The sequence below is a fragment of the Baekduia sp. genome (genome assembly GCF_035685985.1).
GTDB lineage: Bacteria > Actinomycetota > Thermoleophilia > Solirubrobacterales > Solirubrobacteraceae > Baekduia.
In genome coordinates, this window is sequence record NZ_DASRZV010000025.1 from 53,164 (window position 1) to 75,266 (window position 22,103).

The 22,103-nt window shown below is 72.1% G+C and carries 23 protein-coding genes; 5 read left to right on the forward strand and 18 right to left on the reverse strand.

Annotated elements, in window-relative coordinates; all coding sequences use genetic code 11:
- Positions 1-197 precede the first annotated feature (197 nt).
- Positions 198-1,115: a HAMP domain-containing sensor histidine kinase gene (locus VFG42_RS15830; RefSeq protein ID WP_324909726.1), complete on the forward strand. Its 918-nt coding sequence runs from the start codon at positions 198-200 to the stop codon at positions 1,113-1,115.
- A gap of 106 nt (positions 1,116-1,221) precedes the next feature.
- On the opposite strand, the gene VFG42_RS15835 is transcribed toward VFG42_RS15830, so the two are convergent.
- From VFG42_RS15835 to VFG42_RS15910, 16 genes are all read right to left on the reverse strand, one after another.
- Positions 1,222-2,820: a Na+/H+ antiporter gene (locus VFG42_RS15835; protein WP_324909727.1), complete on the reverse strand. Its 1,599-nt coding sequence runs from the start codon at positions 2,818-2,820 to the stop codon at positions 1,222-1,224.
- A gap of 24 nt (positions 2,821-2,844) precedes the next feature.
- Entirely contained in the window at positions 2,845-3,348 is a 504-nt protein-coding gene (ispF, locus tag VFG42_RS15840; RefSeq protein ID WP_324909728.1) for a 2-C-methyl-D-erythritol 2,4-cyclodiphosphate synthase, read from the reverse strand.
- Positions 3,345-4,178 (reverse strand): histidinol-phosphatase, encoded by an 834-nt coding sequence (locus VFG42_RS15845; protein ID WP_324909729.1) that lies wholly within the window; start codon positions 4,176-4,178, stop codon positions 3,345-3,347. The genes ispF and VFG42_RS15845 overlap by 4 nt, the downstream gene beginning before the upstream one ends.
- Before the next feature lie 8 nt (positions 4,179-4,186).
- Positions 4,187-4,852, reverse strand: coding sequence for a 2-C-methyl-D-erythritol 4-phosphate cytidylyltransferase (gene ispD, locus VFG42_RS15850; protein ID WP_324909730.1), 666 nt, complete (start codon positions 4,850-4,852; stop codon positions 4,187-4,189).
- A gap of 7 nt (positions 4,853-4,859) precedes the next feature.
- Complete coding sequence (locus VFG42_RS15855) at positions 4,860-5,405, reverse strand: CarD family transcriptional regulator (RefSeq protein WP_324909731.1); 546 nt, start codon at positions 5,403-5,405, stop codon at positions 4,860-4,862.
- Positions 5,406-5,514: 109 nt separating this feature from the next.
- Positions 5,515-6,627, reverse strand: a complete 1,113-nt coding sequence (disA, locus tag VFG42_RS15860; protein WP_324909732.1) for a DNA integrity scanning diadenylate cyclase DisA — start codon at positions 6,625-6,627, stop codon at positions 5,515-5,517.
- Between the two features lie 91 nt (positions 6,628-6,718).
- Positions 6,719-8,098, reverse strand: a complete 1,380-nt coding sequence (radA, locus tag VFG42_RS15865; protein WP_324909733.1) for a DNA repair protein RadA — start codon at positions 8,096-8,098, stop codon at positions 6,719-6,721.
- Between the two features lie 51 nt (positions 8,099-8,149).
- Entirely contained in the window at positions 8,150-8,902 is a 753-nt protein-coding gene (locus VFG42_RS15870; protein WP_324909734.1) for a hypothetical protein, read from the reverse strand.
- A gap of 37 nt (positions 8,903-8,939) precedes the next feature.
- On the reverse strand, positions 8,940-9,713 hold the full coding sequence (locus VFG42_RS15875; protein WP_324909735.1) for a VOC family protein: 774 nt from the start codon (positions 9,711-9,713) through the stop codon (positions 8,940-8,942).
- 78 nt (positions 9,714-9,791) lie between these two features.
- Positions 9,792-10,817 carry a PLP-dependent transferase gene (locus tag VFG42_RS15880; protein WP_324909736.1) on the reverse strand — a complete coding sequence of 342 codons (1,026 nt, stop codon included), beginning with the start codon at positions 10,815-10,817 and terminating at the stop codon, positions 9,792-9,794.
- Positions 10,814-11,038: a CDGSH iron-sulfur domain-containing protein gene (locus tag VFG42_RS15885; protein WP_324909737.1), complete on the reverse strand. Its 225-nt coding sequence runs from the start codon at positions 11,036-11,038 to the stop codon at positions 10,814-10,816. The genes VFG42_RS15880 and VFG42_RS15885 overlap by 4 nt, the downstream gene beginning before the upstream one ends.
- A 63-nt stretch (positions 11,039-11,101) precedes the next feature.
- Positions 11,102-11,494: a cyclic nucleotide-binding domain-containing protein gene (locus VFG42_RS15890; protein WP_324909738.1), complete on the reverse strand. Its 393-nt coding sequence runs from the start codon at positions 11,492-11,494 to the stop codon at positions 11,102-11,104.
- Positions 11,495-11,597: 103 nt separating this feature from the next.
- Positions 11,598-14,222: an ATP-dependent Clp protease ATP-binding subunit gene (locus VFG42_RS15895; protein ID WP_324909739.1), complete on the reverse strand. Its 2,625-nt coding sequence runs from the start codon at positions 14,220-14,222 to the stop codon at positions 11,598-11,600.
- Positions 14,223-14,510: 288 nt separating this feature from the next.
- A complete protein-coding gene (gene lysS, locus VFG42_RS15900) occupies positions 14,511-16,025 on the reverse strand; it encodes a lysine--tRNA ligase (protein ID WP_324909740.1) in 1,515 nt (504 codons plus the stop codon).
- Positions 16,026-16,036: 11 nt separating this feature from the next.
- Positions 16,037-16,519, reverse strand: a complete 483-nt coding sequence (greA, locus tag VFG42_RS15905; RefSeq protein WP_324909741.1) for a transcription elongation factor GreA — start codon at positions 16,517-16,519, stop codon at positions 16,037-16,039.
- 119 nt (positions 16,520-16,638) lie between these two features.
- Entirely contained in the window at positions 16,639-17,643 is a 1,005-nt protein-coding gene (locus VFG42_RS15910; protein ID WP_324909742.1) for a tRNA-dihydrouridine synthase family protein, read from the reverse strand.
- A gap of 27 nt (positions 17,644-17,670) precedes the next feature.
- Between VFG42_RS15910 and VFG42_RS15915 the strand changes: the two genes are divergently transcribed.
- A complete protein-coding gene (locus VFG42_RS15915) occupies positions 17,671-18,024 on the forward strand; it encodes a hypothetical protein (protein ID WP_324909743.1) in 354 nt (117 codons plus the stop codon).
- 38 nt (positions 18,025-18,062) lie between these two features.
- Here the strand turns inward: VFG42_RS15915 and VFG42_RS15920 are convergent, their stop codons facing one another.
- Complete coding sequence (locus VFG42_RS15920) at positions 18,063-18,827, reverse strand: type III pantothenate kinase (RefSeq protein ID WP_324909744.1); 765 nt, start codon at positions 18,825-18,827, stop codon at positions 18,063-18,065.
- A gap of 58 nt (positions 18,828-18,885) precedes the next feature.
- On the opposite strand from VFG42_RS15920, the gene VFG42_RS15925 reads away from it, so the two are divergent.
- On the forward strand, positions 18,886-19,641 hold the full coding sequence (locus tag VFG42_RS15925) for a glutathione S-transferase family protein (protein ID WP_324909745.1): 756 nt from the start codon (positions 18,886-18,888) through the stop codon (positions 19,639-19,641).
- On the opposite strand, the gene VFG42_RS15930 is transcribed toward VFG42_RS15925, so the two are convergent.
- Entirely contained in the window at positions 19,602-20,468 is an 867-nt protein-coding gene (locus VFG42_RS15930) for an alpha/beta hydrolase (protein ID WP_324909746.1), read from the reverse strand. The two genes, VFG42_RS15925 and VFG42_RS15930, sit on opposite strands and share 40 nt — an antisense overlap.
- Before the next feature lie 58 nt (positions 20,469-20,526).
- Between VFG42_RS15930 and VFG42_RS15935 the strand changes: the two genes are divergently transcribed.
- Positions 20,527-21,132, forward strand: a complete 606-nt coding sequence (locus VFG42_RS15935; RefSeq protein WP_324909747.1) for a TetR/AcrR family transcriptional regulator — start codon at positions 20,527-20,529, stop codon at positions 21,130-21,132.
- A gap of 10 nt (positions 21,133-21,142) precedes the next feature.
- On the forward strand, positions 21,143-22,102 hold the full coding sequence (locus VFG42_RS15940) for a cation diffusion facilitator family transporter (protein WP_324909748.1): 960 nt from the start codon (positions 21,143-21,145) through the stop codon (positions 22,100-22,102).
- The last annotated feature ends 1 nt before the right edge of the window (position 22,103 follow it).

Here is a 22,103-nt window from a genome sequence, read left to right on the forward strand (position 1 = left end):
TGCCGGCGATCCGTGCGCCCGGAAAGCTACGAGAGTTCCCAAGCGGCACGCGGGTGACTTGCATACGCACCGGCGAGGGAGGTCGCTGTCGGTGCGTGGGGCAGGAAGTTCCCCCAGGGCTCGCCGCCATCTGCCGATTCAATGATCGAGCAGGTTTCCGGAGGACACGATGTCGTACGGAACTGGGGATTGACAAGGTGAGCTCCGAAGCTGACGTGGACCAGGACGGCCACGGCGCGACGGCCGACGATCGCCGACGGCCGCCTTCGCGCTGGTGGCGCAGCCGCGCCCAGAGCGCGGCCGACGACGCCATCGCGGAGCCCAGCGCCGAGCCCGTGGCCGCCGCCGACCCGCGCCAGCGGCTGGCCGACGTCGGCCACGAGCTGAAGACGCCGCTGTCGATCACGCTCGCGCTCTGCTCGCGCCTGGAGGACAGCGGCCGCCTCGCGCCCGAGGACGCCGAGGACGTCGCGCGCATCCGCGCCAACGCCTACACCATGCTGCGCCGGGTCCAGGACCTGATGCTCGTCGCGCGCCTGGAGAGCGCCGACCACCAGCTCGAGGCCGCGGTCGTCGACGCGGCCGCGATCGTGCGCACGTGCGTGGAGGGCTTCGGCGAGCTGGCCGCCCAGCGCGCGCTGGACCTGCGCCTCGACCTGCCCGACCGCCTCGCGGCGATCGCCGACGAGGAGAAGCTCGTCTCGGTCGTCAGCAACCTCATGGCCAACGCGATCCGCCACGCGCCGGTCGGCGGCGTCGTGCGCTGCTCGCTGTCGACGGCCTCCGGCCGCCTGGTCCTGGACGTCGCCGACAACGGCCCCGGCGTGCCCGTCGACCTGCGCGAGACGATCTTCGAGCGCTACCACCGCGGTGCCCGCTCCGCCGGCACCGGCCTCGGCCTGGCGATCGTCGGCGAGATCGTGTCGCTGCACGGCGGCACCGTCGCCGTCGGCGACGCGCCCGAGGGCGGCGCGCTCTTCACCGTCGAGCTGCCCCTGCGCACACAGCGCCTCTCACCACAGCGCACCCCCTCCGCGCCCCAGCGCTCGCTGGCCCTCGCCGACCGCCAGAAGGCGATCGTCGAGGAGCTTCGCGCCGAGCTGGGGACGGCGTAGGGCGGGGGGCGGGCGCGGCACCGGGGCGCCGCGTGTCGTCTGATGGTGACTCATTCACCGGCAGACGACACGGACCCTCAGGGGCGCGGTCGTTCGTGGCCCGCGCCTAGATCTCCAGCCGCGCGTCCTCCAGGTCGATGTCGCGCTCGATGCGGCGCATGATGTCGTCGGTGATGTCACCGCGGTTGCGGGCGCGGACGATCGCGGCGCGCTCGGCGGCCAGGACGTCGCGGCGGAGGCGCTGGTAGGCCTGGGAGCCCTGCTCGATGTCGCCGTCGTCGTCCTCGTCGAGGCGCGACTCGAAGCGGCGGATGCGGAACTCGTAGCCGCGGCGCATGCGGTCGGCGCTGGCCTCGCGCACCCACTCCTCGGACTCCAGCTCGTCGATGCGGGCGAGGGCGGCGCGGGAGGCCTCGATGCGCGCGCGGGCCTCCTGCTCGAAGACCGTCTCGTCGTCGTCGTAGACGCCGGCGACGTCGATCAGCTTGCCGAGCGTGAGGCCCTGGCCGACCACGGTGATCAGGATCACCGCGTAGGCCAGGAAGATGATCAGGTCGCGGCCGGGGAACGGGGCGCCCGCGTCGGTCCGCAGCGGGATCGCCAGCGCGACGGCCAGCGACACCGCGCCGCGCATGCCCGACCACCCCAACAACAGCGTCAGCCAGTAGTCGGGCGGGTCGGGCTCGTGCGCGGCGTTGCGGATACGCGGCAGCCGCCGGACGAGCAGGCGCGAGACCACGTTGAACGGGAACAGGAACGCCAGGCGCGTCGCCAGCACGGTCCCGGCGACCGCCAGCGAGTAGCCGATCAGGTCGCCGGTGGAGTAGCCGTGCAGGCCGTCGACGACCGTCGACAGCTGCAGGCCGATGAGCACGAACAGCGCGGCGTTGAGGCCGAACGTCAGCAGCTCCCAGAACCCGACGAGCTGGATGCGCGTCGACGGCGTCACCAGCTCGGGCGAGCGCCAGCCGAGGTACAGGCCGGCGCTGACGGCGGCCAGCACGGCGCTGACGCCCAGCGCCTCCGCCGGCAGGTAGGCGACGTAGGGCGTCAGCAGCGAGATCGCGGTCTCGGTCGGCGCGTCGTCCAGGCGCCGGCGCAGCTCGCCGACCGCCCAGCCGACGGCCACGCCGATCGCGATCCCGGCGACCGCGCTCCACACGAACGAGCCGAGCGCGTCGAACGCGTCGAACGTCCCGGTCAGCACCGCGGCGATCGCGAACTTGTAGGCGATGAGGCCGGTCGAGTCGTTGATGAGCGACTCGCCCTCGACGATCGTCACCAGCCGGCGCGGCGCGTGCGAGCGCACCGCGATCTCGGTCGCGGCGACCGGGTCGGTCGGCGAGACGACCGCGCCGAGCACGAACGCCGCCGACCACGGCAGGCCGACGACGTGATGGGCGACGACCGCGACGGTCACGGTCGTGAACGCCACGAGGCCGACGGCGAGCAGGCCGATCGGCTTGTAGTTGGCCCGCAGGTCCTGCAAGGACGTGAAGAACGCGGCGCCGTAGAGCAGCGGCGGCAGGAACGCGAGCAGCACGACGTCGGGGTCCAGGACGAACTCGCTGACGCCGGGCACGAAGGCCAGCGCGGTGCCGCCGATCACCAGCAGGATCGGATACGGGATCTGCGTGCGGTCGGCCAGCAGCAGGAAGGCCCCGGCGCCCAGCAGCACCGCGAGGACGACGAGGTCGCCGTGCATCTGGCTACGAAGGGTAGTTCGCGGCTAGGCGGCCGCGCTGAGCGTGGCCACGGCGAGCGCGGCGACGCCCTCGCCGCGCCCGACGAAGCCCAGGCCCTCGCCGGTGGAGGCCTTCACGTTGACGTCGCGGTCGCCCAGGCCGAGCGCCGCCGCCAGCGTCGCGCGGATCTCGGCGCGGTGCGGGGAGAGCTTCGGGCGCTCCATGACCACGGTCGTGTCGACGTTGACGATCGCGTAGCCCTCGGCGGCGACGCGGCCCACGACGTCGCGCAGCAGCGCGATCGAGTCGGCGTCCTTGTAGGCCGCGTCGGTGTCGGGGAACAGCGCGCCGATGTCGTCCAGCCCGGCGGCGCCCAGCAGCGCGTCGATGACGGCGTGGGTCAGGACGTCGGCGTCGCTGTGGCCGTGCAGCCCCTGCTCATAGGGGATGGTCACGCCGCCGAGGATCAGCGCGCGGGTGGGCGGGCCCGATACCAGGCGGTGCGAGTCCCAGCCGATGCCGGTGCGGATGGCGGCGGCGCCGGTCATGACGGGCCGATCGGCTCCAGCGTGACGGCGCGGTGCTCGAAGACCGCGATCTCCTTGACGCCCACGCTGTCGAGCAGCTCCATGGCCTGCTCGTACTCATAGCCCAACTGCTCGGGCGTGTGCGCGTCGCTGCTCAAGGCGATGGGGTTGCCCGCGTCGACGACCATCTCCAGGAACGCGCGGTCGGGGTAGATCTCGCCGATCGGCTTGCGCAGCCCGGCGGTCGACAGCTCGACGGCGATGCCGGACTCGGCGATCCGCTCCATCGCGATGTCGTAGTAGAAGCGCAGGTCCTTCTCGGGCCACGGGCGCTCCTTGCCCCAGTGCTTGACCAGGTCCGGGTGGGCCATGATGTCGAACATCCCGCTGGCGGCCAGCTCGCCCAGCCACGTGAAGTACGTCTTCCACACGTGGTCGGCCGAGCGCGCCGAGTTCCACACGTCGAAGCGGTCGTAGTCCAGCGCGCCCTCGGCGAGGAAGTGGATCGAGCCGACGACGTAGTCCCAGTCGCGCGCCTCCAGCAGCGAGCGCATCTTGTCGTCCTTGCCCGGGATGAAGTCGGCCTCGATGCCGAGCTTGAGGTCGGTGCGCTCGCGGACGAACTCGCAGTAGCGGTCGATGTCGTCGTGGGCGTTCTCGACCCACAGCGGGTGCTGCCAGACGTCCAGCGCGGCGGTGAACCGGTAGATGTGCTCGGCGACGCCCAGCTCGGCGATGCCGCGCTCGGCGGCGGTCTCGCGGTAGCGCTCGGCGTTGGCCTCGGTGAAGTACTCGGCGGCGGGCGTGTTCTCGCCGTCGGGGCGGAGATGGACGTGGTAGTCGGTCAGCACGGGGGGAGTCAGCGACTCCGCAGCAGCAGGTCGGCCAGGCGGAGGTCGTCGGGGGTCGTGACTTTGAAGTTCTCGCGCGGGCACTCTACGAGACGGACGGTCCCGCCCAGGCCCTCGACCAGCGACGCGTCGTCGGTCGCGGCCGCGAGCACGTCGTGGGGCTGGTCCAGCGCGCGGGTGAGGATGTCGCGGCGGAAGACCTGCGGCGTCTGGATCGCCCACAGCCCGGCGCGCGCGACGGTCTCGCTCACGGTGGGGCGGCCGTCGGCCACGGGATCCCCCTCGCGCTTGAGCGTGTCGGCCAGCGGCGCGGCGGCGATCGCGCCGTCGGCCTCGTCGTCCAGGCCGGCGAGCGTCGCGCGGATGATCTCCGGCGTCACCAGCGGGCGCGCGGCGTCGTGGATCAGCACCGGGTCGCCGGCCAGCGTGTGGTGCAGCGCGGCGCGCACGGAGTGCGAGCGCTCCTGCCCGCCGAACACGCCGGACGTGCCGGCGGGCGGCTCGACGCCCGCGGGCGTGGCCACCACGATGTGGGAGATCTCCGGGACCGCCTTGAGGGCGTCGATCGACCACTCCAGCAGCGGACGTCCCCCACACATGACGAACGCCTTGGGACCGGAGGACCCAAGGCGTTCGCCACGTCCGGCGGCCACGACGAGCGCGACCGCTGACATCAGGTTCCTACTTCGCGGCGGCCAGGCGCTCGGCCGACGACGTCAGGAGGTCGTCGAGGTAGGCCTCGGCCTCGTCCTCGGACTTCTCCAGCGCGTACATCAGCTCCGAGGCCAGGATCTTCTTGGCCCGCGTGAACATCTGCTTCTCGCCGGTCGACAGGCCCTTGTCGTGCTCGCGGATCGCCAGGTTGCGCACGACCTCCGCCAGCTCGTAGATGTCGCCCGTCTTGATCTTGTCGCGGTTGTGCTTGAACCGGCGATTCCAGTTCTTGGGCATCTCGGAGATGTCGTCCTGCAGGACGGCGAGGACCTTCTTGACGGTCTCCTCGTCGATGACGCGACGGAGGCCCGCGACGCCCGCGTTCTCGCAGGGCACCATGACCGTCATGTCGTTGTGCAGGATCTTGATGGTGAGGTACTCGCGCTCCTCACCGAACATCTTCTTGAGTTCCTTCTTGAGGACCTGCCCCGCCCCGTGGTGGGGGTAGACGACGTTGTCGCCGATCTCGAACTCGATGTTGACGATCTCGACCTCGATGTCCAGGTCTTCCACGATCTGCTCTTCGGTGCTACCGGGAATGATGGTCCTCCTTGGCTTGGGCCACACGCCGGGGAGACGTGCGACCGCGGTGTTCCGTCCGGGCCCTTTTCTGGGGGCCCGATCAGGTCTGCAGGTACCGATCGACGAGGTTGATCTCCTGCAACCGGCGAAGGCCCTCGCGGATGTCCTTCGCCCGAATCTCTCCGACGCCCTCGACGGTCTCCAGCTCCGCGTCCGTCGCGGCGAGCAGCTCGTCGAGGCCCCCGAACTCCTTCACGATCTGCGCCACGACGAGCTTCGGCAGGCGCGGGACGCGGCCCAGGATCCGGAAGCCCCGCGGCGAGACGGGGTAGTCGAGGGTGTTCAGCTTGCGGTCGTAGCCCATCAGCTCGGCGAGGCGGCCGAAATCGAGCAGATCCTGATGGGGCATGCGCCCGAGCTGGTCGAGCGCGGCGGCGAACGTCTCGTCGGAGTCCGCCGCGAGGTAGTCGTGGATGAGCGCGGCCTTGTCGGCGGCGACGCCGACCATGACCTCCTCGAGCTGCATCTCGATGAGGCGGCCCTCGGTGCCCAGCTCCACGATGTAGCGCTCGATCTCGACGGCCATGCGGGTGACCAGCTCGGAGCGCTGCAGGACGGTGAGCACGTCGTGGAGCGTCGCGCCGCCCTCGAACTCCAGCGCGGTGAGGCGCGTGGAGACCTGGTCGAGGCGCGTGCGGTACTTGTCCAGCGTGGCCAGGGCCTGGTTGGCCTTGGCGAGCACGACCGGGATGTCCTCGAGGATGTACTTCGCGCCGTCGACGTAGAGGCTGACGACCTCGCGCCGCTGGGAGATCGCGATGACGATCGCGTCGGTCTGCTTGGACACGCGCTCGGCCGTGCGGTGGCGCGTGCCGGTCTCCAGCGTCAGGACCGTCGGGTCCGGCGTCAGCTGGACGTTGGCCATCGCGATCTTGGTGGCGTTGGCGTTGAGGACGATGCCCCCGTCCATCTTGGCCACCTGGTAGAGCAGCGCGGGCGTGTAGTCGACGTCGAGCTTGATGCCCCCGGAGAACAGGAAGCTCAGCTCGTCGTGATCGCCGATGACGAGCAGCCCGCCCGTGTGCGCGTGGAGGATGTTGTCGAGGCCCTCGCGCAGCGCGGTGCCAGGAGCGACCATCTCCAGCGCCTTGACGAGCCGGGGCTCCTGACGGCTCTCGAGCTCGTTGAGCTCATCCCCGGATCGCTGCGCCATCACAACGATTCTACCAGGGCTCCTTTAGATCGGCCTTACCGGGGTGGGCACGTTTGGACGAACTGGCCAGTCGGCCAGGTCCGGGCCCCGATCAGGCGGCCACGGGCTCGGAAGCCGTGGAGAACGCGGCCTTCAGCGCGTGGCGCAGCGTCCGGGCGCTGCCCGGGTGGACGGGATCGCCGAGGCCGAACTTCGTGGACTCTTCGACGCGGCGCTCGGGATGGGCGACCGTGCGCAGCTCGCCGGTCAGGCCGAGCTCGCCGAAGCAGGCCAGCGGCTTGCGCTCGGCGCCCAGGGCGACGCCGCGCTGGGCGGAGGCGACGGCCAGCGCGACCGCGAGGTCCGCGCCGGGCTCGTCGATGCGCACGCCGCCGACCACGTTGACGAAGACGTCCGCGGATCCCGTGTTGACGTTGGCGTGGCGCGACAGCACGGCGAGGACGAGCGCGAGGCGGTTGCGGTCGATGCCGGTGACGACGCGGCGGGGCGGGACGATCTCGGACGGCGAGACCAGCGCCTGGACCTCCACCAGCAGCGGCCGCGAGCCCTCCATGGCGGCCAGCACGACCGAGCCCGGCTTGCCGGTGGCCTCCCCCACGAAGCGGGCGCTCGGGTCCAGGACCTCGACCAGGCCGCCCTGCTTCATCTCGAAGACGCCGGTCTCCGAGGTCGAGCCGAAGCGGTTCTTCAGCGCCCTGAGGGTCCGGTAGGTGCGTTCGCGCTCGCCCTCGAACTGCAGGACGCAGTCGACGAGGTGCTCCAGCACGCGCGGGCCGGCGATCGAGCCCTCCTTGGTGACGTGGCCGACGAGCACGACCGTCGTCTGCGCGGCCTTCGCGGCGCGCATGAGCCGCGCGGCGACCTCGCGCACCTGGCCGACCGAGCCGGGCGCGCCGGTCAGGTCGGAGCAGTGCAGGGTCTGCACGGAGTCGATGACGCAGACCTCGGGGCGGTGGTGCTCGATCGTCGCCAGCACGGCGTCGAGGTCGGTCTCGGCCAGGACCGGCACGTCCAGCGCCTGGCACCGCGCGTGCTCCAGGCGCTCGTGGCGCAGGCGGATCTGCGCGGCGGACTCCTCGCCCGAGACGTAGAGCGTGGCGCGGCCGGCGCCGGTGAGGTTGCCCATCGCCATGCCGGTGAGCGTCGACTTGCCGATGCCCGGCGAGCCGCCGAGCAGGACGAGCGAGCCGGGCACGAGGCCGCCGCCGAGGACGCGGTCCAGCTCGCCGATGCCGGTGGACAGGCGGGCGACCGCGGACGCCTGGACGTCGCGCAGCGCGACGGGGGCGGGCGCCGCGGCGCCGCCCGCGCCACCGCGCCGCGCGGCCGCGCCGCCGCGGCCGGCGGGCGCCGACGGCGCGCGCTCCTCCACGAGCGTGTTCCAGGCCCCGCAGCCCGGGCACTGGCCGTGCCAGCGCGCCTCGGCGTGGCCGCATTCGGAGCAGACGTGGATCGTGGCGGGCTTCGGCATTCGGGATCAGCGAGGGTAGGGACGGGACCCGATGGATCCGCCCCGTGCCATCTAGGCTCGGCCGGCGGCGAGCGTGCGCAGCGCGCCGACGACGAGCGCGACCAGGGCGGCCAGGGCGAAGGCGACGCTGGTCGGCACGTGGGCCAGCAGCACGGCGGCCGTCCAGCAGAACGCCGCGAACGCGAAGAAGCCGCTGAGCATCCCGCGCAGGAGCGCGACGGCGGTGGGCGCGCCCGCCTGGGCCTGCGTGAAGGCGGCGAGGATCGACGTGATGATCGGCGCGGGCGCGATCAGCCCGGAGACGCGCGAGCCGACGGCGGCGGAGATGCCGGTCACCGCGAGGACGAGGACGGCGGCGCAGGCGGCGCGGACCGGGAGGTCCCAGGCGGGCGGGGTCGGCGGCGGCGCGGAGGACGGCGCCGCCACCTCCGGCAGGGCGCGCGCGGCGAGCGGGAACGACGCGCAGGCGGCGAGCAGGGCGACGGTCGGCGGGACGTCGACGACGCGCGTCAGGCCCGCGAAGGCCAGCGTCCCGAGCGCGAAGGCCGCCCACGCGGCGAGCAGCGCGACCGGCCACGCCCGGCGCACGGCGACCGCGCCATAGGTCGACGCGAACGCCGCCAGCGAGATCAACCCCAACAACGACGCGCTCGCCGCGTGGCGGGCGAACGGCGCGTCGTGGACGATCGCCAGCACCAGCAGGATCGGGCCGCCGACGACCGGCAGCCCGCCCACCAGGCCGCCCACGCGCGGGCCGAAGCGGCGCGCGGTGACCGAGGCGCCGACGACGAACGCCGGCGCCATCGCGAGCTTCAGCGCGAGGACGAGCAGCGGCCGGCGCTCAGTCGTCGTACCGCGTCGACTCGAGGACGCAGAACATCGCGCCCTGCGGGTCCAGGCCCACGGCGAAGCGTCCGGAGGGCACCGACATCGGCTCGACGATCACGCGGCCGCCGGCGTCGGCGGAGCGCCGCAGCGCGGCGTCCACGTCCTCGACGCCGACGTAGACCGTCCAGTACGGCCGATCGATCGGGCGCGCGGCGCGCATGATCCCGGCGATGGCGCGGCCCTCGTGACCGATCGAGCGGTACGCGCCGCCCGCGCCCGGGACGTCGGTGACCGACCACCCGAACAGGCCCTCGTAGAACGGCGCCGCGGCCTCGGGATCGCCGGTCTGGAGGTCGTCCCAGCACCAGGCGCCGACCTCGTTGACGACCTCCGCGCCCGCGAAGCCGCCCGCCTGCCACAGCAGCGTGACGCCGCCCTGGGGGTCGGCGACCGCCGCCATCGTCCCGACGTCCGGGATCGGCGTGGGCCCGAACGCCACGGCGCCGCCGAGGGCCTCGGCCCGCGCGGCCGCCTCCCCCACGTCCGGCACGTTGACGTACATCGACCAGGCGGGCGGCATCCCCGCGTCGCGCTGCTGCTCGTTGAGCGCCGACAGCCCGGCGACCACGGCGCCGTCGCGCTCGAGGTACCAGTAGGCGCCGGGCAGGACCTCCCGCGCCGTCCACCCGTGCACCGCGCCGTAGAACGCGATCGCTCCCTCCACGTCGGGGGTCGTGAGGTCCACCCAGCACGGCGTGCCCGGCGTGTAGCTCTGACGGCGTCCCATGGACGCGACGCTATCGGAGGCCGCGCCAGGGGTCGCGGGTCACCTTCGACGTCGATGCGACGTTCGGAGTGACCCGCGTCAGCCGAGCGCGGCGAGGACGTCGGCCACCAGGTCCTCGGCGTCCTCGATGCCGGTGCTGAAGCGGATGAGGCCCGGGGGCACGTCGTCGGTGCCCCAGCGGTCGCGGCGCTCGGCCATCGAGTGGACGCCGCCGAAGGAGGTGGCCTCGGCGACCAGGCGGCAGCGCGACAGGAACGCCTGGGCGGCGTCGGCGCTCTCCAGCACGAAGGTCAGCACGGAGCCGAAGCCCGGGTAGCGCGCGTCCAGCTCGGACGGCAAGGCGGACAACAACGCGCGCGCGTTGGCCTCCTGGCGCTCCAGCCGGACCGCGAGCGTCGGCAGCGACCGGTGGGCCAGCCAGACCTCGAACGGTCCCGGGATCGCGCCGGCGACCGTCCGCCAGCCGCGCATCGCCTCCAGCCACTCGCCGTCGCGTGTGGCCGCGTAGCCGAGCACGAGGTCGCTGTGACCGGTGAGGTGCTTCGACGCGCTGGCGACCACGACGTCGGCGCCGAGGTCCAGCGCCCGCTGGCGCAGCGGCGTCGCGAGCGTCCCGTCGACCACCAGCTTGCCCGGGAGCGCCGCGAGCGCCTCCACGTCGACCAGCTCCAGCCCCGGGTTGGACGGGGTCTCGACGAAGACCGCCGTCGCGTCCTGCCCGGCCGCCAGGAACGCCTCGGTCGAGGAGTCCACGAACCGGACCTCGACGCCGTGCGGCGCCAGGTGGTCGCCGGCGACCGCGCGCACGCCCGGGTAGCCGTCCCGCGGCACGACGAGCACGTCGCCGGCCTTCAGCACCGGCAGCAGCACCGCCGCGACCGCGGCCATGCCGGAGGCGAAGACCAGGGCGTCGCCGCCCTCCAGCGCGGTCAAAGCCGACTCGTAGGCCGTCCACGTCGGGTTGCCCATGCGCCCGTAGCCGCCGGGGCCCATCTCGCCGACCCAGTGCGGCGCCGCCTGGAAGGACGGGCCGCGCAGGAACGGCGCCCCGTGCTCGGCGGGCGCCAGCCCCGCGTGGACGACCCGCGTCGACTCGCCGCTCACGCCCGCGCCGCCCGGACGCACGACTCGAAGCCGCTGCTCTTGTGCGCGGCGTCGCAGAACGGCTTGGTGTGCGAGTGCCCGCAGCGGCACAGCACGATCGGCCGCCCGTCGTCCGGAAGCGCCAGCTCCCCACCCTCCGCGTCGACGAGCCGCACCGGTCCGGTGACCTTGTACGGCCCGTCGTCGCGCACCTTGATCTCGACGACTGCGGGCTCGGCCATGCGACCAAGCCTAGGCCTTTCGGCCCGCCCACCCGCGACCTGACCTCGCCCTCTGGGCGAGCGTCAGGCGTGCTCCTTGCGTTGCTCCACCAACGACCGCAGGTGGTCGACCACCGCGGGCGTCGACTTGCGCAGCTTGCGGATGTCCCAGGACGTCAGCGTCACGAGCACCATCGGCGACGTCGCGACGACCGTCGCGTTGCGCTGCGAGCGCTCCAGGACGCCCATCTCGCCGATGATGTCGCCCGGCCCGAGCTCGGCGATCCGCTCGCCGGAGCGCTCGACCGACGCGTTGCCCTCCTCGATGGCGAGCACGTCGTAGGAGTAGTCGCCCTCGCGGACCAGCTCCTTGCCGGCCGGGACCGACACCTCGGCCGCCAACGCGGCGATGTGGTCCAGGGCCTCGTCGTCCAGCTCGGAGAAGACCGGGATCCGCTTCAGGCGTGTGGCGTCCATGCGCGCATCCTTCCCGATCGCACGGATTCCTGACAACCCACAACGACCGAGGGCGGCCACGCGGGCCGCCCTCGGATCAACAGCTATGCCTTGAAGGCCAGCGCTACTCGGCCTCGGGGTTGTCCGAGCGCGAGGCGTCGGGCTCGCCCGGGAGGACCTTGTCCTCGACGGGCTCGTCGCCGCCCTCGGAGTCGCCGCCCGCGGCGCCGACGCCGACCGGCTTCGGAGCCTTCTTGGGCGCCACCACCGACAGGGAGACCTCGGGATCGCCCTCGGGGCGGTCCTCCGGGGCCTTGTCGACCATCACCGTGCCGCCGGGCACCAGCTCGGCGCGCAGGACGAAGTCGGCCAGCGGGTCCTCGATGTAGCGCTGGATCGCGCGGCGCAGCGGCCGGGCGCCCATCGCCGGGTCCCACCCCTTCTCGACCAGCAGGTCCTTGGCCTCCTCGGACAGCTCCAGCTGCAGCTCCCGCTCGGCCAGGGACTCGCGGATCCGGCGCAGCAGCAGCTCGACGATCGTCTTGATCTCGTCCTTCTGCAGCTTGTGGAAGACGATGACGTCGTCGATGCGGTTGAGGAACTCGGGCCGGAAGACCTTCTTCAGCTCGCCCATGACCCGCAGCTTCATGTCGTCGTACGTCATGCCCGTCTCGTCGTCGCTGACCGCGAAGCCCAGCGGCGTGTTGCGAGCGATCTCGGAGGCGCCGATGTTCGACGTCATGATCACGATCGCGTGACGGAAGTCCACGGTGCGGCCCTGGGAGTCGGTCAGGCGACCGTCCTCCAGGATCTGCAGCAGGATGTTGAAGACGTCCGGGTGCGCCTTCTCGATCTCGTCGAGCAGGAGCACGCAGTACGGCTTGCGGCGCACGGCCTCGGTGAGCTGGCCACCCTCGTCGTAGCCGATGTAGCCGGGGGGCGACCCGACGAGGCGCGACACCGCGTGCTTCTCCATGTACTCGGACATGTCGATGCGGATCATCGAGTCCTCGTCGCCGAACAGGAACTCGGCGAGCGTGCGGGCCAGCTCGGTCTTGCCGACGCCCGACGGGCCGAGGAACACGAACGAGCCCGTGGGCCGCTTCGGGTCCTTCAGGCCGGCGCGCGACCGACGGATCGCCTTCGAGATGACCTCGACGGCGGCGTGCTGGCCGATGACGCGCTTGTGGAGCTCCTCCTCCATGCGCATCAGCTTCTGGGTCTCGGCCTCGGTGAGCTTGAAGACCGGGATGCCCGTCCACATCGAGACGATGTCGGCGATCTCCTCCTCGCCGATGGCCGGACGCTCGGCGCCCTCGGCCTCGCCGGCCTCCCACTGCTCCTCCAGCTCGCGCTTCTTGTTCGTCAGGCGCCGCTCCTTGTCGCGGAGGTTGGCGGCCTTCTCGAACTCCTGCGCCTCGATCGACGCCTCCTTGGCGCGGCGCGTCTCCTCGATCTCGTCCTCCAGCTCCCGGTACACGGGCGGCGACGTCATCGACTTGATGCGCATGCGCGACGCGGCCTCGTCGATGAGGTCGATGGCCTTGTCGGGCAGCTGACGGTCGGAGATGTAGCGATCGGCCAGCTCCGCCGCGGCCTCCAGGGCCTCGTCGGTGATCTCGATCTTGTGGTGCTGCTCGTAGCGGTCGCGCAGGCCCTTGAGGATCTGCACCGTCTCCTCGGGGGACGGCTGGTCCACGCGGATCTGCTGGAAGCGCCGCTCCAGCGCGGAGTCGCGCTCGAGGTACTTGCGGTACTCGTCGAGCGTCGTCGCGCCGATCGTCTGCAGCTCGCCACGCGCCAGCGCGGGCTTGAGGATCGAGGCGGCGTCGATCGCGCCCTCCGCGGCACCGGCGCCGACGAGGTTGTGGATCTCGTCGATGAACAGGATGATGTCGCCGCGCTGGGTGATCTCCTTCATCACCTTCTTGAGGCGCTCCTCGAACTCGCCGCGGTACTTCGAGCCGGCGACCAGGGCCGCGAGATCCAGCGTGTAGATCTGCTTGCCCTTCAGCAGCTCGGGCACGTCGGCGTTGGTGATCCGCTGGGCCAGGCCCTCGACCACCGCGGTCTTGCCGACGCCCGGCTCGCCGATCAGCACCGGGTTGTTCTTCGTGCGGCGCGAGAGGATCTGCATGATCCGCTCGATCTCGGTCTCGCGCCCGACGACCGGGTCCAGCTTGCCGTCGGAGGCGAGCTTGGTGAGGTTGCGGCCGAACTGGTCCAGCAGCTTGGAGGACTTCTTGCCCTCGCCCGTGCCGGCCGCGCCCGCGGCCTGCGCGCCGGAGCCCTGGCCGCCCTGACGGCGACCGCCGGGCCCGCTCAGCATGCGGATGACCTCGTTGCGGATCTTCTCGGAGTCGGCGTCGAAGTCCAGGAGGATGCGGGCGGCGACGCCCTCGTTCTCACGGACCAGGCCGAGCAGGATGTGCTCGGTGCCGATGTAGTTGTGGCCGAGGCTCAGGGCCTCGCGGAGCGCCAACTCCAGCACCTTCTTGGCGCGCGGCGTGAACGGGATCTGACCGGAGGTCACTTCCTCGCCCGAGCCGACGATGCGCACCACCTGCGCGCGGACGCGCTCGACCGTGATGTCGAGCGACTCGAGGACGCGGGCGGCCAGGCCCTCCTCCTCGCGCAACAGGCCGAGCAGGATGTGCTCGGTGCCGATGTAGTTGTGCTTGAGCGTCCTCGCCTCTTCCTGGGCGAGCACGACCACCTGGCGGGCTCGCTCTGTGAATCGCTCGAACATCTTGGGGAACGTCCTTCCTACTGCGGGGGGAGAGTCGCTAGCGGTCGGTCGAAGAGGTGGTCCGGATGGGAAATTCGTCGAAAGGGTGCAAACGGTGCTGGAGGTCACCGAGATACCCGATTAACCCTCCTATTCGACCGCTGGGGCCGGAAGGATGAGCGAATCGGGTCCGTTCGGCGGGCATGAGTCAGTCTACCGCGCCGTACCCCGGAGCCCCGGACCTCCCAAACCACCGGCAACCGCTGAGAAACCTGCCCGGTTCGAGCCGCGTTGGGCGCGCGCGTCGCGCTAGTCGCGCATGGCGGGAAACAGCACGATCTCGCGGATCGAGCGATGGCCGGTCATCAGGAGGACCAGGCGGTCGATCCCGATGCCGATCCCGCCGGTCGGCGGCATGCCGTGCTCCAGCGCCTCGACGAAGACCTCGTCGTAGGGCGTGGTCTCCTCGTCGCCCGCCTCCGCCAGGCGCACCTGCGCCTCGAAGCGCGCACGCTGCTCGTCGGGGTCGTTCAGCTCGGTGAAGGCGTTGCCGACCTCCATGCCGTTGGCGAAGAACTCGAAGCGCTCGACCAGGCCCGGCTTGGAGCGGTGGTCCTTGGCGAACGGCGACAGCGCCTTGGGGTAGTCGACGACGAACGTCGGCTGGATCAGCGTCGGCTCGACCTTCTTGGAGAAGAGGTCGTCGACCAGCCCCGGCCACTCCAGGCCGTCGGTCCCACCCAGCCCGTCGATCCCGGCCTCCTTGATCGCGGCGGCCAGCGCGTCGCCGGTCTCGTGGGCCATGACGTCGATGCCGGTGGCCTCCTGGATGGCCTCGATCAGCGGCACGCGGCGGTAGGGCGTCGTGTGGAAGTCCACCTCGCCGTCGTAGCCCGCGGCGCGCGCGACCAGCGGGAACAGCTCCTCGACGGAGGCCATCATGTCCTCGTAGTCCGCGTAGGCCTCGTACCACTCGACCATCGTGAACTCGGGGTTGTGCTTGAACGAGATGCCCTCGTTGCGGAAGTCCTTGCCCAGCTCGTAGACGCGCTCCAGGCCGCCGACGATCAGCCGCTTCAGGTACAGCTCGGTCGCGATGCGCAGGTAGAAGTCGCGATCGAGCGCGTTGAAGTGCGTCGTGAACGGCCGGGCCGCGGCGCCGCCGTAGAGCGGCTGCAGGACCGGCGTCTCGACCTCGACGAAGCCGCGGTCGTCCAGGAAGCGGCGGACCGCGGCGACGATCCTGGCGCGCGCGACGAAGAGGTCGCGCGCCTCCTCGGAGGCCATCAGGTCCAGCTCGCGCCGGCGGAAGCGGGTCTCGACGTCGCGCAGGCCGTAGTGGGCGTCGGGCGGCGGACGCAGCGCCTTGGCGAGGACCGCGTAGTCGTCGACGCGCAGCGACAGCTCGCCGCGCTTGGTGACGAACGCGGTGCCGTCGACGCCGACGATGTCGCCGAGGTCGACGTCGTCGAGCAGCCGCTTCATCTTCTCGTCGCCGAGGACGTCGACGCGCGCCTGCAGCTGGATGCGCCCCGAGCGGTCGACGAGGTCGAGGAAGGCCATCTTGCCCTGGCCGCGGCGCTGGGTCAGGCGGCCGGCGACGCGGTAGGCGTTCTCGGTCTCCGCCCCGGCCTCCAGGCCCGGGTTCTCGTCGCGGACCTTGGCGGTCGGCACGACGCCCGGGTAGGACGGCGGGTACGGGTCGATCCCGTCCGCGCGCAGGCGGTCGAGCTTCTCGCGACGGACGCGGAGAAGCTCGTTGTGCTCGGCCTCGGACTCGCCCAGGGGCTCGTTCCCGGGCTCGCGGCGGGCCTCGTCGGTCATGGCCGGGAAGCCTAGAGGCCGACGTCGATCTTGGTGATCTTGAACTTCCGCGCCGGGCCCTTGGGCACCGCCACGGAGACCACGTCGTTGCGCTTGTGGCCCAGCAGGGCGCGACCGACCGGCGACTCGTTGGAGAGCTTGGACTCGGCCGGGTTGGCCTCGGCCGAGCCGACGATCGTGAACTTCTGCGACTTGCCGGTCTTCTCGTCCTTGACGTGGACGGTCGTGCCGATCGCGACGACGTCGGAGGACAGCTCCTCCGGGTTGACGACCGTCGCGGCGCGGATGCGCTCCTCGAGCTGGGCGATCTTCGACTCGAGCATCGCCTGCTCGTTCTTGGCGTCGTCGTACTCGGAGTTCTCCGAGATGTCTCCGAACTCCCGCGCCTCCTTGATGCGCTCGGCGACCTCGCGGCGGCGATCGGTCTGGAGGTGCTCGAGCTCGTCCTTGAGCTTCGTGAGGCCTTCGGGGGTGAGGATGACGTCTCGGGGCATGCGGTGAGGGAGATAGACCGGTCCGGGCCCAGGTCGGCCTGCGGCGTCTCCCTGGCCCAGCGAGCGCGGCAGTATAGCGACGCGGGAACGACCTGCCAGCGGCGACTTTCGACCCTGATCTAGACGGCTGGCACAGCGGCGCCCAGACCGTCCAGGACCGCGCGGGCGTCGTCGACCGTGGCCGTCTGCTGCAGGGCCGTGTGCAGCTCCTTGGAGCCGCCCAGACGCTCGACGTACCAGGGGTGGAACTTGCGCAGGTATCGGCCCGCGCGCTCGGCGCCGAGGTGCTCCTCGGCGCGGTCCATGACCCACTGCCACTCGGCCAGGATCTCGGCCGGCGAGGGCCCCTCCTCGCGCCGGCCGAGCAGCTGCTCGAACAGCCACGGGTTGCCCAGCGAGCCGCGCGCGAGCATGACCGCGGCGGCGCCGGTGCGCTCGTAGGCGGCCTTGACCTCCTCCACGGTGTGGAGGCCGCCGCTGAGGATCACCGGCGCGGGCAGCGACTCGACCAGCCGGGCGGCGAGGTCGTAGTCCGGCGTGCCCTTGTGATGGACCTTGGCCGAGCGCGGGTGGAAGGTGATGGCGGCGACGCCGGCCTCCTCGACGAGGCGGTGCGCGAGGTGGATGCCCGAGGTCGTGTCGCCGGGCACCGAGCCGGAGCGCAGCTTGACCGTGACCGGCTTGCCCGAGCCCTCGTGGGCGGCGCGCGCGACCGCGACCGCCGTGTCGGGGTCCTTGAGCATCGCCGCGCCCGCGCCGGTCTTGCAGACCTTCGGGACCGGGCAGCCCATGTTGAGGTCGATGACGTCGACCTGCGGGACGTGCTCGGCGACGTAGGCGGCGGCCGACCGCATGATCTCGGGGTCCTGCCCGAAGAGCTGGAGCGCCGTCGGGCCCTCGTCGGGATGGACGCGCAGCAGCTCGGTCAGCGTCTTCTCGTTGCCGTAGTGGATGGCGAACGAGGAGACCATCTCGCTGTAGGCCATCCCGGCGCCGTGGCGCGCGGCCTGCAGCCGGACGAACCAGTTGCCGATCCCGGCCAGCGGCGCGAGCAGCACGCGGTTGGGCACGCGGAGGCCGGCGAGCTCCCAGGGATCGGTCAGTGCGGGGCGGGACGTCGTCATGCGCGCCGTTCAGGATAGACGCGCCCGATGCCCCCGCTCGACGTCGACCCCAGCCGCCTGGCTCCGCTGCCCGCCGCGTTCCTGGCCGATCTGAACGCGCTGCTGGAGACACTCGCGCCGCCGCGGCTGGACGCGGCGATGACGAAGGCCACCCTGCGCGACGACGGCGTCGAGGTCGTCCTCGCGCACGCGACCGAGATCGCGTTCAGCGCCTGGATCCAGGCCGCGCGCGACGGGATCGTCGTCGGCTGCGCGGCGATGCACGAGGAGACCGACGACGCGGCCGTCGCGGTGGCGATCGTCGCGCAGCTGCTGCGCGGCGAGCGCGCGGTCCGCGGCTACGACGGCGCGACGCTGCGGCCGTCGTTCCTGGACGCGTAGGCGCGGCGGCAGCGTAGCACCGCGCGGCGCGCGCGGCGCTACGCGTTGCGCTCGTGCAGCAGCTTGAGGCCCTTGAGCGTCAGGAGGTCGTCGACGTCGTCGATCGACTCCGTGTAGGGCACGACGACGCCCGCCAGGCCGCCGGTGGCGATCGTCCGCGCCTCCTCCCCCAGCTCCTCCTGGATGCGCGCCAGCAGGCCGTCGACGGCCGAGGCGAAGCCGAAGACCACGCCGGAGCGGATCGCGTCGACCGTGCCCTTGCCGATCGCGCGGCGCGGCGCGACGAGGTCGATCCGCGGCAGCTTGGCGCCGCGCGAGGTCAGCGCGTCCAGCGAGATCTCCACGCCCGGCATCAGCACGCCACCGATGTACTCGCCCTGGGCGGAGACGACGTCGAAGTTCACCGCGGTGCCGAAGTCGACCGAGATGCACGGACCGCCGAGGCGCTCGTAGGTGGCGACCGCGTTGACGAGGCGGTCGGCGCCCAGCTCGCGCGGGTTGTCGATCTTGATCGGCATGCCGGTCCGGATCCCGGGCCCGACCGCCAGCATGCGGTGGCCGAGGTAGTGGTTGGCCATCGCCAGCCACTCGGGCTCCAGCTGGGGCACCGTGCTCGACACGATCGACGCGGTCAGGTCGGCGAGGCCGACGCCGCGCAGCTCCAGCAGGTTGCGCAGCGCGGCGCCGAGCTCGTCGCTGGTGGACGTCCGCACGGTCGCGAAGCGCCAGTGCTCGACCAGCTCGTCTCCGCGGAACGTGCCGAAGTGGGTCTGCGTGTTGCCGACGTCGACGACGAGGAGCATCGGTCGCGCATCATGCCAAGGCGCGCCCGCGAGGCGTCGCTCCCGTTAGGCTCGCGCCATGCCCGCCCGCCTGTACGTCGTCCACGGCTCACATCCGTGCCTGACCGTCGAGAAGGCCTTCGACCTGAAGGGGATCCCCTACAAGAAGGTCGAGCTGCCCGCCTCGTCCCAGCCGTTGGTGATGAAGCTGCTCTTCGGCGGCCGGACCGTCCCGGGCGTCAAGTTCGACGACGGCGCCAAGGTCCAGGGCTCGCGCGCGATCCTGCGCGCGCTGGAGGACCGCGTCCCGTCGCCGCCGCTCTACGACGGGCCGGCGGGCGCCCAGGCGATCCTCGACGCCGAGCGCTGGGGCGACGACGTCCTGCAGTCGATCCCGCGGCGGCTGCTGTGGGAGGCGTTCAGCAAGCGCCGCGGCGCGATGTACGACTTCCAGGAGGGCGGGAAGGGCCCCAAGCTGCCCAAGCCCGTGGTCCTGGCGGCGTCCTACGCGGTCCTCCCCGTCGAGCGCCGGCTCAACGACGTCGACGACGCCGGCGTGCGCGCCGACCTCGCGGCGCTGCCGGGCCTGCTCGACCAGGTCGACGCCTACATCGCCGAGGGCGTGCTCGACGGCGAGCAGCCCAACGCCGCCGACCTGCAGATCGCGCCGACGATCCGGTTGTTGTACGCGTTGGAGGACGTCCGCCCGCTGATCGCGGGGCGCCCCGCCGAGGCGTTCGCGTTCCGGTGGCTGGACCGCCCGGTCGCGACCGTCCCCGCCGGGGCGCTGCCGGCTCAGGCCGAGGTGCCCGCCGCGACGCTCCCCGCGGCCTGACCCTGCCCGGCGAAGGCGCCGATCAGCTCGGCCACGCGGTCGGGCCGGTCCCAGCTGACGAAGGTGTAGGAGTCGCTGACCTCCTCGACGCGCGCGTCCGGGAAGACCGCCGCCAGGCGGTGGGCGAGCGACGTCTTGAAGATCTTGTCCTCGCCGGCCCAGACGATCAGCACGGGCTTGGCGAACTCGGTCAGCCGCGGCGCGTTGTCGAGCAGGAGCTTGCCGTCCAGGCCCGAGAGGACCTGGCGCAGGTCGGCCATGACGCCCCTGTCGCGCAGCGCGCGCAGGACCCAGCCGTCGGTGACCTCGCCGGGGATCGGCCGCTTGGACAGCAGCCCGTAGGCGATCGGCAGCCGCCGCGCCGCGCGGATCCGCATCGGCGCCAGGCCGGCGCGCAGGGCGCCGGGGATCTTGGCGAAGGTCACCAGCGGCTTGACCATCGCCGGCGGGAAGTCCTCGAAGGCGTCGCAGTTGGTCAGCACGAGCCGGCCGACGCGCTCGGGCGCGGCGGTGACCAGGAGCTGGCAGAGCCCGCCGCCGGTGTCGTTGCCGACCAGCGTGACGTCGCGCAGGTCCAGGCGCTCGACGAAGTCGGCGATCAGCTTCGCCAGGCCGGTCGGCGAGAGGTCGGCGCCGGGTGGCATCGGCCGCTCGTGCGAGCCCAGCGGCAGCTCGGGCACGACGCAGCGGAAGCGGTCGCGCAGGCGCTCCACGACCGGGTCCCAGAGGCGGCCGTCGACCAGCGCGCCGTGGATGAGGACGACGGTCGGGCCGGTGCCCTCGTCGCGGTAGCGGATCGTCCCCTGGTCCAGCGTCAGCTCGGGCATCGCTCAGGCCCTCCGGATAGATTGCGTACAGGCAGTACGTAACTTACATACAGACGGTATGGAAGACAAGTCCGCCAACAAGCAGGAGCAGCGCTCGCGCGCCACGCGCGAGAAGCTCGTCGTCGCCGCGCGCGCGCTGTTCGCGCAGCGCGGCTACGCGGCGGTGGGCACCGAGGAGATCGTCCGCGCCGCGGGCGTGACGCGCGGCGCGCTCTACCACCAGTTCCGCGAGGGCAAGGAGCAGCTCTTCGAGGCGGTCTTCGAGGTCGTCGAGGCCGAGACCACGCGGCGCATCGCCGAGGCCGCGCTGGTGGGAGCGGCCGATCCCGTCGCCGCGCTGCGCAACGGCGCCCGCGCGTTCCTGGAGATCTGCGCCGAGCCGGAGGTCGAGCGCCTCGCGCTGCTCGACGCGCCCGCGGTCCTGGGCTGGGAGCGCTGGCGCGAGATCGGCTTCGCTTACGGCCTCGGCCTCGTCGCCGCCACGCTGCAGGCCGGCATCGACGCGGGCGCGCTGGCGCCCGGGCCCGTCACGCCGCTGGCCCATCTCCTGCTCGGCGCGTTGGACGAGGGCGCGCTCTACGTCGCGCGCGCCGAGGACGCCGACGCGGCGCGCGCCGAGATCACGCTCGTCATCGACCGGCTGATCGACGGCCTGACGGCCTAGCCTTAGGGCCGTGGGCCACGGGCACGATCACTCCCACGGCGGGCATGGGCACAGCCACGACATCGGCGCCGACGCCGATCGCGGCAAGCTGGCGGTCGCGCTCGCGCTGATCCTGGGCTTCATGGCCGTGGAGGTCGCGGTCGGCATCGCGGCCTCGTCGCTGGCGTTGCTCTCCGACGCGGCCCACATGCTCACCGACGCGGCGGCGATCGGGCTGGCGCTGCTGGCCATCAACCTGGCCGCCCGCCCCGCCAAGGGCGCGTTCACGTTCGGCCTGCGGCGCGCCGAGATCCTCTCGGCGCAGTTCAACGGCGCGACGCTGCTGGTGCTCGGCCTGCTCGTCGTGGTCGAGGGCATCCGCCGGATCGTCGAGCCGCCGGACGTCGCGGGCACCGCGGTGCTCGTCGTCGCGCTGGTCGGCGTCGCGGTCAACCTCGTGGCCACGATGGTCCTGGCGCGCGCCAACCGCCGGTCGCTGAACGTCGAGGGCGCCTACCAGCACCTGCTGACCGACCTGGCGGCGTTCATCGCCACGGCGATCGCCGGCGCGATCATCATGATCACGGGCTTCCGCGAGGCGGACGGCATCGCGGCGCTGATCGTCGCGGGGATCATGTTGTACGCGTCCTACGGGTTGTTGAAGGAGTCGGGCCGCGTCTTCCTGGAGGCCGCGCCGCGCGGGATGGACCCCGACCAGATCGGCCGCGCGCTGGCCCACGCGCCCGGCGTCGTCGAGGTCCACGACCTCCACGTCTGGGAGGTCTCCTCGGGCTTCCCGGCGCTGGCCGCGCACGTCGTCGTCGGCCGCGACCGCGACTGCCACCAGGCGCGAATGGGGCTGCAGACGCTGCTGCGCGAGCGCTTCGACATCGAGCACACCACGCTGCAGATGGACCACGAGTGCGAGCCGCTGATCCAGATCGAGACGGTCGCCGGCGAGACCTCCGCGCCCTCGCCGGCGCAGCGCTGAC

What these genes read in the sequence shown, in the direction of transcription:
- VFG42_RS15835 (WP_324909727.1), bottom strand. Translation starts at nt 2,820, where the DNA reads ATGCACGGCGACCTCGTCGTCCTCGCGGTGCTGCTGGGCGCCGGGGCC.
- ispF (WP_324909728.1), bottom strand. Translation starts at nt 3,348, where the DNA reads ATGACCGGCGCCGCCGCCATCCGCACCGGCATCGGCTGGGACTCGCAC.
- ispD (WP_324909730.1), bottom strand. Translation starts at nt 4,852, where the DNA reads ATGTCAGCGGTCGCGCTCGTCGTGGCCGCCGGACGTGGCGAACGCCTT.
- disA (WP_324909732.1), bottom strand. Translation starts at nt 6,627, where the DNA reads ATGGCGCAGCGATCCGGGGATGAGCTCAACGAGCTCGAGAGCCGTCAG.
- radA (WP_324909733.1), bottom strand. Translation starts at nt 8,098, where the DNA reads ATGCCGAAGCCCGCCACGATCCACGTCTGCTCCGAATGCGGCCACGCC.
- VFG42_RS15870 (WP_324909734.1), bottom strand. Translation starts at nt 8,902, where the DNA reads ATGGCGCCGGCGTTCGTCGTCGGCGCCTCGGTCACCGCGCGCCGCTTC.
- VFG42_RS15875 (WP_324909735.1), bottom strand. Translation starts at nt 9,713, where the DNA reads ATGGGACGCCGTCAGAGCTACACGCCGGGCACGCCGTGCTGGGTGGAC.
- VFG42_RS15885 (WP_324909737.1), bottom strand. Translation starts at nt 11,038, where the DNA reads ATGGCCGAGCCCGCAGTCGTCGAGATCAAGGTGCGCGACGACGGGCCG.
- VFG42_RS15890 (WP_324909738.1), bottom strand. Translation starts at nt 11,494, where the DNA reads ATGGACGCCACACGCCTGAAGCGGATCCCGGTCTTCTCCGAGCTGGAC.
- VFG42_RS15895 (WP_324909739.1), bottom strand. Translation starts at nt 14,222, where the DNA reads ATGTTCGAGCGATTCACAGAGCGAGCCCGCCAGGTGGTCGTGCTCGCC.
- lysS (WP_324909740.1), bottom strand. Translation starts at nt 16,025, where the DNA reads ATGACCGACGAGGCCCGCCGCGAGCCCGGGAACGAGCCCCTGGGCGAG.
- greA (WP_324909741.1), bottom strand. Translation starts at nt 16,519, where the DNA reads ATGCCCCGAGACGTCATCCTCACCCCCGAAGGCCTCACGAAGCTCAAG.
- VFG42_RS15910 (WP_324909742.1), bottom strand. Translation starts at nt 17,643, where the DNA reads ATGACGACGTCCCGCCCCGCACTGACCGATCCCTGGGAGCTCGCCGGC.
- VFG42_RS15915 (WP_324909743.1), top strand. Translation starts at nt 17,671, where the DNA reads ATGCCCCCGCTCGACGTCGACCCCAGCCGCCTGGCTCCGCTGCCCGCC.
- VFG42_RS15920 (WP_324909744.1), bottom strand. Translation starts at nt 18,827, where the DNA reads ATGCTCCTCGTCGTCGACGTCGGCAACACGCAGACCCACTTCGGCACG.
- VFG42_RS15925 (WP_324909745.1), top strand. Translation starts at nt 18,886, where the DNA reads ATGCCCGCCCGCCTGTACGTCGTCCACGGCTCACATCCGTGCCTGACC.
- VFG42_RS15930 (WP_324909746.1), bottom strand. Translation starts at nt 20,468, where the DNA reads ATGCCCGAGCTGACGCTGGACCAGGGGACGATCCGCTACCGCGACGAG.
- VFG42_RS15935 (WP_324909747.1), top strand. Translation starts at nt 20,527, where the DNA reads ATGGAAGACAAGTCCGCCAACAAGCAGGAGCAGCGCTCGCGCGCCACG.